The following is a 10043-nucleotide window of genomic DNA, read 5'->3' as shown; positions in this document are numbered from 1 at the left end:
TAGGTTAAGTTTACCATGTTTTAATGTGAGCTTATAGTTTGAAGACACACTCTAGATCAATCCGGATTTGCTGATGTATATGTCATTCAAGTGCTGTACAAGGACAAGCCAGAGCTGGACCGGGAGACGCTGTACGGAAAAATGCAGCAGTATACCGGAGAGATTCACTGCGCGGAGGACGAGGAGGAAGCAGAGGAGCCGGGCGATTCGCTGGCGGTATGGGAGTCTAATGAGAGCGAAGTTACAGAAGCAGTCGGCATGATGCACTTTTTCCATCTGAATCATATGATCGAGTATCAGGAGGGAGCGCTTCCGGCACAGACATGCATCATGACATCGGATAAGCCGGTGGAGGAGGCAGCCTTCGAGACGGCACTGCAGCAAGCCTGGCATTGGCCGGATGCGAGAGAAGCTGTTGCCGGCTGCCGCCACTCCTTGCTGCTGACCGATTTCTGTGCGCGCGGCCTGGAGTATAAGCAGCGTCTGCAGCTCATTGGAGGTGCGCTTCGGGCTTTGCTGGAGACGACACCTTGTGAGGCTATCTATTTCCAGGCCAGCGACAAGATTGTCCATCCTCAAGCCTATGCGGCTGCGCTCGAAGCCGGCCAGCGCTTATACGGGGCGATGAATCTCCGCTTCTATCACGTGCATGGCAGAGACGAGATGATTATGGATACCTGCGGCCTGGCGGCGCTCGGCTTGCCGGATGTCCAGTGTCATTTTCGGGGGATGGAGCCGAATGAAGTGGCCTCGTGGGTTGGCGATATCGGGTACTATTTGTACGAGCACGGGGATATTATCCAAGATGGCGAGACGGTTGGCTCGGAGGAGATTCGCTGGCAGTGCGAGCATCAGCTTGCTTTGGCGGGGCCGATGCGATATGTGCTTGATCTGAACCCCGGCCCGGAGCACTATGCGGGCATCCAGCATCATGGCCGGGAGCATCGTCCGGAATAGCCTGGCGTCTTAAAAGTCCCGCAATGACTTCAGAGCGGCAGCCACTGCTTCAGCCAAGCGGCCGCCGGCCCTTGATCCGAAGCAAGCGCTCTGTCGCTCTGGACCAAGGGCCGGCAAGCCCATCAATCGGCAAATAAGTCGGCATATTCGCCATAGCCTTCCTCTTCCAGCTTCTCCTTCGGAATGAAGCGCAGAGCGGCGGAATTGATGCAGTAGCGCAGTCCGTTCGGTCCGGGACCGTCATCGAACAGATGCCCGAGATGAGAGTCGCCGTAGCGGCTGCGCACTTCGGTGCGTACCATGCCGTGGGACAGGTCACGCTTCTCTTCGATATGATAAGAGCGGAGCGGTCTCGTGAAGCTTGGCCATCCGCACCCTGCATCATATTTGTCGCGCGAGCTGAACAGAGGTTCGCCCGAGACGATGTCGACATAGATGCCGTCTCCCGTATGATTCCAGAATTCGTTCTGGAACGGGGGTTCTGTTCCGTTATTTTGCGTGACATGGAACTGCATCGGGGTGAGCTCTTCCTTCAGCCGGGCCTTGTCCTGCTCGCTTACGCTCCAATGCTTGGCGATGAAGGCATCGCGCCCGGAGCCGGTACGGTACCGCTTGTAATGGGCAGGCTGCTTGCGATGATAGTCCTGGTGGTGCTCCTCCGCAGGGTAGAAGGCGGACGCCGGGACAATCTCGGTTGCGATTGGCTTGTCGAAGCGGCCGCTGCGCTCCAGCTCCCGCTTGGATTGCTCCGCTTCCTCCCGCTGCTTCTCGTTATGGTAGAAGATCGCAGTCCGGTATGATGAGCCCCGATCGTAGAATTGTCCGCCCGGATCGGTCGGATCGATCTGCTGCCAGAACAGCTCCAGCAGCTTTTTATAAGGAAATACGGCGGGATCGAACGTAATCTGCACGGCCTCCGCATGGCCAGTCTGGTCGGTGCACACTTCTTCATAGGTCGGATGTTCGGTATGCCCGCCGGTATATCCGGAGACAATCGAGCGGATCCCGGGCAACTCCTCGAACGGAGTCACCATGCACCAGAAGCAGCCGCCTGCGAAAGTCGCCTTTTCCAGAGAAGGTTGAGTATGGTCGCTCATTAGATTTCAACTCCTTTGCATAGCCATATCATACCCAAATGGATGCCGCGAGACAACATAGCCGCATTGCAAAATGGGCGCCCCCGCTGAAAGATCAGGGTTGTATATGCTGCCAATCCGTGCTAGTATGAATATATCGAAAACGATACTCCACAAAGGGGAGTAGCTAGCACAGTATTCGTCGTCATTACGGGATCGAGCCGCCTCGTCCCCGGCGGTACTGGCAACGTACACGTTGTTTGCGAGACCTTTGCCACGGGTTGCGATGGTGAAGGTCTTTTTTGATCTGTTAGAGCCGTCACCTCGTGGTGACGGCTTGTTTTATTTTTCGTAGTATCAAGCATACTACAGTATGGGAGGCAGTCATTGTGGAACTATTCTCAATTGAATTCTGGACGGCATTGTTGTCGATCGTAGTCATCGACCTCGTGCTGGCGGGGGACAATGCCATCGTTATTGGCCTTGCCGCACGCAATGTTCCGAAGCAGGATCAGAAAAAAGTAATTATTTTGGGGACTGGCGGAGCGATTGTGATTAGGGCGATCGCCACCTTGCTCGTCGTCTACCTGCTGATGGTTCCGGGACTTCAATTGTTCGGAGGTCTTCTTCTGCTCTGGATTGCAGTGAAGCTGATGATTGAAGAGAAGGAGCATAACATCAAGGCCGGCAGCAGCATCGGAGCGGCCGTCGGCACCATTATCATCGCTGACGCGGCTATGGGGATCGATAACGTGCTGGCTGTGGCGGGCGCCGCCAAGGGACATCCGTTCCTGGTCATTCTCGGATTGATAATCTCGCTTCCGATTGTTGTCTGGGGAAGCACGATTGTGCTCAAATTTATCGAGCGTTATCCGGTTATTATCGTGCTGGGCTCCGCCGTGCTGGCCTGGACCGCCTCCAAAATGCTCGTGGCTGAAAAATTTGTCGCCCCGTACTTCACCAATCCGTTCATCAAATACGGATTCGAGACGATCATCGTGCTGGGTGTCGTCGCCACCGGGCTTATCATTAAGCGGAATCGGGCGCAGGAAGCGGACGATCATCCGGAACTCCATCATCACCGTGCCCAGGGCGAGTAATCGTCCGGGCATGACTCCAGCCGAAGGCTCTGCCTTCGGCTTTTGCCATGGAGGAACATACACGGGGAGAGCCGCGATAGGGAGTGATGCCTATATCCCTATACAGAGTGTCCAGTGGTATCATTCTATGAAGGGAGGGGCCTATTGGTGCCATTCCTCCCGTAGGAATCGGTCAGGACAGCTGCCGAACCTGCTGTATCAGCATTTTCATAGCCATGGTTGACGCTGCCTTCGTATCCTGCAGGATGAAGAACGGGCGAATGACGCGGCCTCCCTTAACATGAATACGGCGCAGCTCGCCCGCTTCCAATTCCTTATGGATGACCCAACGGGAGAGCAGAGCGATGCCAAGACCGGCGAGAACGGCCTCCTTTACCCCTTGGCTGCTGTTGAACACATAGGTGCGCTTCGGCTCCACGCCGAGATCGCGAATAAATTGCTCACTGTAGGAGCGGGTTCCCGAGCCGCTCTCGCGCAGAATCCAAATTTGATCCTGAAGCATGGACGCCTCCAGCTTCGGCAGCGCCGTCAGCTCGTGATCCGGGGGGGCGACGAGAATCATCTCGTCCTCCATGAACGGGTGATCCACCAAAATATCGGCATAGTCGACCTTGCCTTCGACGAGTCCGACATCGAGCTCATTCGCCCGCACGGCTTGTGCGATTTCTTCCGTGTTGGCAATCATCACCTGGATATCGACCTGCGGATATTGACGGGCAAATTCCGCGATCAGCCGCGGCAAAATATATTCCCCGATGGTGAAGCTGGCTCCCACCTTCAGCGAACCGGTCACTTCATCCCGCAGCAGATGGATTTCTTCCTTGGCGTTATCATATAGAGCAAGCATTTGCTTGGCCCGCTGGTATAGGATATGTCCAGCGTCTGTCGTCTTCACATGCCGGGGAGAGCGGTGAATCAGTTTGATGCCGAATTCGTTCTCCAGGTTCCGGATATGCATGCTTACGCCCGGCTGGGACAGATTGAGTAGCTTGGCGGCTCTCGAAAAATTGCACTGCTCCACAACGGTTACATATACTTTCAACGTGTCGACAATCATGTATGAATCCTCCGGTGTCCATCAAGGTGGACAGACAATTCTGTTGATGTAATCGCTTGCTTTTACCCTCTCCCATTGTATCCCTTTATCCCGAATGGAACAATCCGGATGCCGCCGTCCGGGCAAGCATAAGTTTTCCTAATCGTGCGGATAGCATATTGGTATTTCACATGAAGCTCATTTCGGCTTATAGTTGATTATGGAATCAGGGTTCACATGCAGGTGGGCGGGGAGAAGTTCGGGAGCTGACGGGCATTGAAAAGCGGAACAAGGATCTACAAGCGGCGCCATCCTCACATCGGGAGCTGCAGGAAGGGGCTGGAGGAAAGCGCTGGACAATGCCGCGCGTTTGATACTTTATCGCTCAAACGCTGCAATGTGAAAATGCTATCAGACAGAATTGGGGGAAAAACATGAGTCAGGGAGAAGGACTTGGCGCAAGCAAGGCCCGCAAGCAGCGGAACAGACTCGGATTTGCGCTCGGAATCGGGTTGACGCTTGTCATCGCGCTGGCTGCCAAGTATTTAGCCGGGCTTCCGTTCCTTAGCATTATGGGTCAGCTTGTTATCGCTATCTTGATCGGTATTCTGTGGCGTGCCACGCTCGGCGTGCCCGATCAGATTGTGGCGGGCACAAATTTTTCAAGCAAGAAGCTGCTTCGCCTCGGGATTATCCTGCTCGGGATGCGGCTGAACCTGATGGATATTGTCCATGCGGGGCCGAAAGTATTTCTGATTGCGGTCATTGTCATTATATTCGCCATTAGTGTCGTCTATGGATTGGCAAGGCTGTTCAAGGTTGAGAAACGGCTCGGTATTCTGACGGCATGCGGCACGGCTATTTGCGGGGCGGCTGCGGTGGTCGCGATCTCGCCTCAGATTAAGGCCAAGGACGAGGAGACGGCGATTGGCGCGGCCATGGTCGCGATATTGGGCACGATCTTTACGCTTTTATATACCTTTTTGTATCCGGTGCTCGGATTGACGCAGAATGGGTACGGCATCTTCGCGGGCGCAACGCTGCATGAGATTGCGCACGTCATTGCGGCCGCAGCCCCTGGAGGCGACGGCGCGGTCGATATGGCGGTCATCGTGAAGCTGACCCGGGTGGCGCTTCTCGTTCCGGTAGCGATCCTCGTCGGCATCTGGGCGAATCGGGCCGAGCAGCGGGAGAAGGGGAACAGCACGAAGCTGTCCTGGCGCACGATACCGATTCCTTGGTTCATCCTTGGCTTCCTGATCGTGAGCGGCATCAATTCATTGGGCATCATCTCGGCCGATATCGCTTCCGGCATTGTGACGCTGGCTTATATGCTGATCGCGATGGCGATGGCCGGTCTTGGCCTGAATGTCGATCTGGTCGCGTTCCGCCGGCTTGGCCTGACCTCGTTCGCGGCTGGGCTTATCGGTTCGGTGCTGCTGTCGGGTCTCGGCTTCGCCCTGGTCCATCTTCTCGGGCTGGCCTAATGCCGCTTGAACGGGCAGCGGACGAAAACAGACCGCATCTCCTCGCGGGAGGAGATACGGTCTGTCTGTTCGTCTGCGCCGATGGAGACGGGCCGAAGCTTAGCGGAACGCCGGCAGCCAGCTGCCATGCGCTTCAATCATATCGTCGCATAGCGCTACGATATCGTCGAGGCTGAGCTCGGCGGACGTATGCGGATCGAGCATCGCGGCGTGATAAATATGCTCCTTCTTGCCGGTGATAGCCGCTTCGATCGTCAAGAGCTGCGTGTTGATATTGGTACGATTCAGCGCAGCCAGCTGCGGCGGCAGATTGCCGACATAGGTTGGCGTCACGCCGCTGCGATCGACGAGACAAGGCACCTCGACGCAGGCTTCCGCCGGAAGATTCGGAATCAGCCCCGTATTCATGACGTTGCCGCCAATCTTGAACGGCACCCCCGTCTCCATTGCCTCGAAGATATAGGAAGCATATTCATGCGAACGGTCATGCTCCAGTCGGGTATCGTTCACCAGCTTGTCGCGCATCTCCTTCCAGGAGGCGAGCTGATTCACGCAGCGGCGCGGATATTCATCCAGCGGAATGTTCAGCTTGTCGATCAACTCCGGATAGGCCCGCTTGATGAAATACGGATGATATTCGGCATTATGCTCGGACGACTCGGTGACATAATAACCGAATTTGAACATCAGCTCATAGCGCACCATATCATGATGCTTTTCCTTCTGCTTCTCCGCCGCCCGACGCTTAATCTCCGGGTACAGATCTTGACCGTCCTTCGTCACTTCCAGAAGCCAGGCCATATGGTTGATGCCGGCGATTTTCGTCTGCACCCCCGTAGAATCCATGCCGAGATGGTCGAACAGCCAAGGCATGCACACCTGAACGCTGTGACATAAGCCAACCGTCTTCACGCCGCCATGCGTAATCATAACGTTAGTCAAAACCGCCATCGGATTCGTATAATTGAGGAACCACGCATCCGGACAGACCTCCTGGATGTCTCTCGCGAAGTCGAGCATGACCGGGATGGTGCGCAGATTGCGGAAAATTCCGCCGATGCCGACCGTATCGGCGATCGTTTGGCGCAAGCCGTATTTTTTCGGAAGCTCGAAATCGGTAATCGTACATGGATCATAGCCGCCGACTTGAATCGCGTTGACGACATACTTGGCGCCGCGAAGCGCTTCCTTGCGGTCGTGATAAGCGACCACCCGGCACTTGCTGCCGGTCGATGCGACCAGATTATTCAACATCAGCTCGGAATCCCGGAGGCGTTCGTGATCGATATCGAACAAGGCCAGCTCGAACGATTGCAACGCAGGCGTCAGCATACAGTCGCCCAACACATTTTTGGCAAATACCGTGCTTCCGGCACCGAGAAACGTAATTTTACCCATAGCAAGATCATCCTTTCGATGGACTGAGAATAAGATCTTAATTAAATTTTTCATGGTCTGATGCAACTTGCACGCAGATGCGTTACAATCAATGTATCTGATTTGACAAGAGATGAGTATGGTTATTTTGGTCGACAGTATGGAATATTGTATCCTGATGAGGAGGATATGCCGATGGCGGAGACAGCGCATATCGCGATTAACGAGTACCCGTCCCGCGGAGAATTGACGATTCTTTTCAGCGGTCAGGCGAAGACCGAGCCCCAACACCGCATCGGTCCCACGGTGCATGATTACTATTTGGTGCACAGCATTTTGTCCGGGAAGGGGACCTTCGTTATTCGCGGGCAGGAGTACCAGCTTCGCAGCGGCGACAGCTTCTTTATTTTTCCGGGGGAAATGGTGCGGTATGAATCGGATGGCGAGGAGCCGTGGCAATATAGCTGGGTCGGATTCCGCGGACAAGAGGCCGACCGGATTCTGGCTGAGATCGGGGTTGGGCCGCATGTGCCTGTCTTGCAGGGCTACCGCCACCATCGATTGAATGCGCTGCTTCGCAATGTAACGAACGCGCTTCATCGCGGCGGCCATGCGGGGGATATGGAGGCGGAGGGGTATTTTCGCCTGATCCTGTCTGAATATGCGCGGGCCGCAGGCGCATCGCTGCGTTCCGGGAAGGAGGACACCCGAACCGATATCGAACGGCAGGTGGAACAGGCGGCCCGATGGCTGACGCTGCAGCATGACAAATCGATATCGATCGACGAGTTGGCGCAGAAGCTCGGCTACCACCGGACCTATTTATCGAAAATGTTCCGCAAGCAGATGGGGGAATCCCCGATGCAATTTCTGCTGCGCATCCGGATGGAGCGGGCGCGGACGCTCCTGCTGACGACGAAGCTGACGATGGAGCAGATTTCCGCTTCCGTCGGCTATGAAGATGCCTTGTATTTTTCGAAGCTGTATAAAAAATGGTACAAGCGCTCCCCAACCGCCCACCGTGCGGAAATGCAGAGGAACCAGGTCACTGAATGCACTTATCGGTAAAGAGCAGGCTCTGCGCAGCTTAACCGGAGTTACCGGTGCCATGACGGCGATGGGACGGGCCCCTGTAAGGTTCAAGGCGACACCGCCGATGGCCGGATGCCGCAATGACAAAAAGGATAGTGCTTGACTTGAGCACTATCCTTGCCGCCACGTCATTCTACAAATAGCCGCGTAACTGGAGTAATTGAAGATATTTCACATAATAACTGTTGTCGAGTGAGCAATTTTCAGGGGAAATCCCTAGCATAATGGTAAGATCTTGAACCAAGGCGGTACAAATGCCTTGCACTTTGTAATTGCTCATCGTCTTGCCATCATCGCTTATCAGAATAACGCGGAGTAATTTACCGGAATTGATTTTACTCCATTCGGTCTCTCGTGAGTTTGGCGCTCTGCCATCTGTATATTCTTCATGCAACTTTTTATCTGCATTACTACATACACGCTGTAAAATCTTTTCGTCCTCAATCTTGAAACACTTGACTATCTTGTTGTAAGTCTCCTTCATCTCATAGTGTAAGTCAGTCAATGATGATTTAGGAATTTCCTCGGCCAAATACTTCACTTTTAGCATTTTTTCAACTTCTAAATTCGTATTTTTAAATGGAAGCCGGCGCGCAATGAATTTCCTGTGAAGTTCCTCCACCTGACTGCACCTCCGCTTGTTTACAAGAAAGAGTGTCCGCCACGCGATTCCAAGTGTGATAATTAATAGAGCCCGACCTTGCGATTCTAGGGGCAGGCGCAATCATATAAGCCCGTTCAGGCGCGGTTATACCAGTAGCCGGGCACGCCGCGTTCGAGGCGCATCAAGGCCTCCAAGTAATAATAATCGCCCCAGATGACATAGTCGTCCGGGCTGTGGCCGAGCCGTACGGCATAGGAGCCGCGCCGGAGCAAGCCGTCTTCCTCCGGGAGCTGCATCGTCGAGTAGCGGCGGACGAGCGCTTCCATCATCTTCTCCAGGCCGCTCTCCAGCCAGGCGCGCTCCGGGTGATCGGCATCGGCAGGCAGATGCACCAGCAGCTCCTGCATCCCGGCGGCTGTAATCGCGGAGGCGGAGCTGTCCCTCGGGGTCGAGTCTTCTGCCGTCACATCGAAATCCCAGTAGACGACATGATCCTCCGGCAGCCGTTCCAGGAAGTAGCGGGCCATGCGCCGGGACGTCTCCAGGAAATGATCGTCGCGCGTGTAGCGGTAGGCGAGGGCGAACCCGTATATGCCCCAGGCCTGGCCGCGCGTCCAGGTCGATCCGTTCGTGAACCCTTGATGCGTCGACCCGCCGATTGGCTGGCCGCTCTCGGGCTCGAAATGAAACGTATGGTACGAGGAATCATCGCCGCGTACGAGATAGCGTCTGCTCAGCTCGGCATGAATGCGCGCCACTTCGGCATAACGGTTGTCCCCGGTCATTTCCGTCGCCCAGAACAGCAGCGGCAGATTCATCAGACAGTCGATGATGATGCGGCCGCCGTTGTTCGGATCGCCCTTCGGACCCCACGCCTGAATATACCGTCCCTTCTCTCGCCAGCGGTTCAAGAGCTTATCCGCCGCACGGATAGTCAAGTCACGCGCCGCCGGATCCCGCTCGATAATCCACTGCGCCTTGGAAGAGAGCGAATACAGAAATCCGATGTCGTGATGGTCAAGTGCAATATCCCGCCGCAGTCGCTCATCGAAGCTTCGCACCGTTCGGCGGGCCGCCTCGGCGAAGGCCTCATCCTTCGTATACTCATAGCAGAGCCACAGGATGCCACTCCAGAAGCCGTCGGTCCAGTCCGTATTATCGTTCAAAAGATATGCTCCGCCATCCCGGCCGACATGGGGGAACCGCTCCCCGAAGCGCTCGATATTGGCTCTTGTCTTCGATACCGCGTCATCAATGGCTTGCGTCCATAGCGTTTTCATCGTCCATTGCCCCTTTCTCGTATAGGAACGTGAT

9 protein-coding genes are annotated in these 10043 nt (G+C 55.2%); 4 read left to right on the top strand and 5 right to left on the bottom strand.

Annotated elements, in window-relative coordinates:
- Window positions 1-90 precede the first annotated feature (90 nt).
- Window positions 91-957 carry a DUF4261 domain-containing protein gene (locus DQX05_RS27665; RefSeq protein ID WP_259392270.1) on the top strand — a complete coding sequence of 289 codons (867 nt, stop codon included), beginning with the start codon at window positions 91-93 and terminating at the stop codon, window positions 955-957.
- Window positions 958-1079: 122 nt separating this feature from the next.
- On the opposite strand, the gene msrA is transcribed toward DQX05_RS27665, so the two are convergent.
- The gene (gene msrA / locus DQX05_RS27660; protein WP_119796500.1) at window positions 1080-2054 is read right to left on the bottom strand and encodes a peptide-methionine (S)-S-oxide reductase MsrA; all 975 of its coding nucleotides are present in this window, start codon (window positions 2052-2054) and stop codon (window positions 1080-1082) included.
- Window positions 2055-2422: 368 nt separating this feature from the next.
- Between msrA and DQX05_RS27655 the strand changes: the two genes are divergently transcribed.
- Entirely contained in the window at window positions 2423-3133 is a 711-nt protein-coding gene (locus DQX05_RS27655) for a TerC family protein (RefSeq protein WP_119796499.1), read from the top strand.
- A gap of 172 nt (window positions 3134-3305) precedes the next feature.
- On the opposite strand, the gene DQX05_RS27650 is transcribed toward DQX05_RS27655, so the two are convergent.
- Window positions 3306-4190: a LysR family transcriptional regulator gene (locus tag DQX05_RS27650; RefSeq protein ID WP_119796498.1), complete on the bottom strand. Its 885-nt coding sequence runs from the start codon at window positions 4188-4190 to the stop codon at window positions 3306-3308.
- A gap of 413 nt (window positions 4191-4603) precedes the next feature.
- Between DQX05_RS27650 and DQX05_RS27645 the strand changes: the two genes are divergently transcribed.
- The gene (locus tag DQX05_RS27645; RefSeq protein WP_119796497.1) at window positions 4604-5656 is read left to right on the top strand and encodes a YeiH family protein; all 1053 of its coding nucleotides are present in this window, start codon (window positions 4604-4606) and stop codon (window positions 5654-5656) included.
- A gap of 99 nt (window positions 5657-5755) precedes the next feature.
- Here DQX05_RS27645 and melA read toward each other — a convergent pair whose 3' ends face one another.
- A complete protein-coding gene (gene melA / locus DQX05_RS27640) occupies window positions 5756-7054 on the bottom strand; it encodes an alpha-glucosidase/alpha-galactosidase (protein WP_119796496.1) in 1299 nt (432 codons plus the stop codon).
- Between the two features lie 174 nt (window positions 7055-7228).
- On the opposite strand from melA, the gene DQX05_RS27635 reads away from it, so the two are divergent.
- Complete coding sequence (locus DQX05_RS27635) at window positions 7229-8101, top strand: AraC family transcriptional regulator (protein WP_119796495.1); 873 nt, start codon at window positions 7229-7231, stop codon at window positions 8099-8101.
- 157 nt (window positions 8102-8258) lie between these two features.
- Here the strand turns inward: DQX05_RS27635 and DQX05_RS27630 are convergent, their stop codons facing one another.
- On the bottom strand, window positions 8259-8747 hold the full coding sequence (locus DQX05_RS27630) for a hypothetical protein (RefSeq protein ID WP_119796494.1): 489 nt from the start codon (window positions 8745-8747) through the stop codon (window positions 8259-8261).
- 116 nt (window positions 8748-8863) lie between these two features.
- Window positions 8864-10009, bottom strand: a complete 1146-nt coding sequence (locus DQX05_RS27625) for a glycoside hydrolase family 88 protein (RefSeq protein WP_119796493.1) — start codon at window positions 10007-10009, stop codon at window positions 8864-8866.
- Window positions 10010-10043 lie beyond the last annotated feature (34 nt).

The organism is Paenibacillus thiaminolyticus, from assembly GCF_003591545.1.
In the GTDB taxonomy this organism is placed as follows: domain Bacteria; phylum Bacillota; class Bacilli; order Paenibacillales; family Paenibacillaceae; genus Paenibacillus_B; species Paenibacillus_B thiaminolyticus_A.
The sequence above is the reverse complement of the archived record's forward strand: the minus strand, read 5'-3'. Positions and strand labels throughout refer to the sequence as shown.

Excerpts from the sequence above, each read along its gene's own strand:
- msrA (WP_119796500.1), bottom strand. The coding sequence starts at position 2,054 with ATGAGCGACCATACTCAACCTTCTCTGGAAAAGGCGACTTTCGCAGGC.
- DQX05_RS27650 (WP_119796498.1), bottom strand. The coding sequence starts at position 4,190 with ATGATTGTCGACACGTTGAAAGTATATGTAACCGTTGTGGAGCAGTGC.
- DQX05_RS27645 (WP_119796497.1), top strand. The coding sequence starts at position 4,604 with ATGAGTCAGGGAGAAGGACTTGGCGCAAGCAAGGCCCGCAAGCAGCGG.
- melA (WP_119796496.1), bottom strand. The coding sequence starts at position 7,054 with ATGGGTAAAATTACGTTTCTCGGTGCCGGAAGCACGGTATTTGCCAAA.
- DQX05_RS27635 (WP_119796495.1), top strand. The coding sequence starts at position 7,229 with ATGGCGGAGACAGCGCATATCGCGATTAACGAGTACCCGTCCCGCGGA.
- DQX05_RS27625 (WP_119796493.1), bottom strand. The coding sequence starts at position 10,009 with ATGAAAACGCTATGGACGCAAGCCATTGATGACGCGGTATCGAAGACA.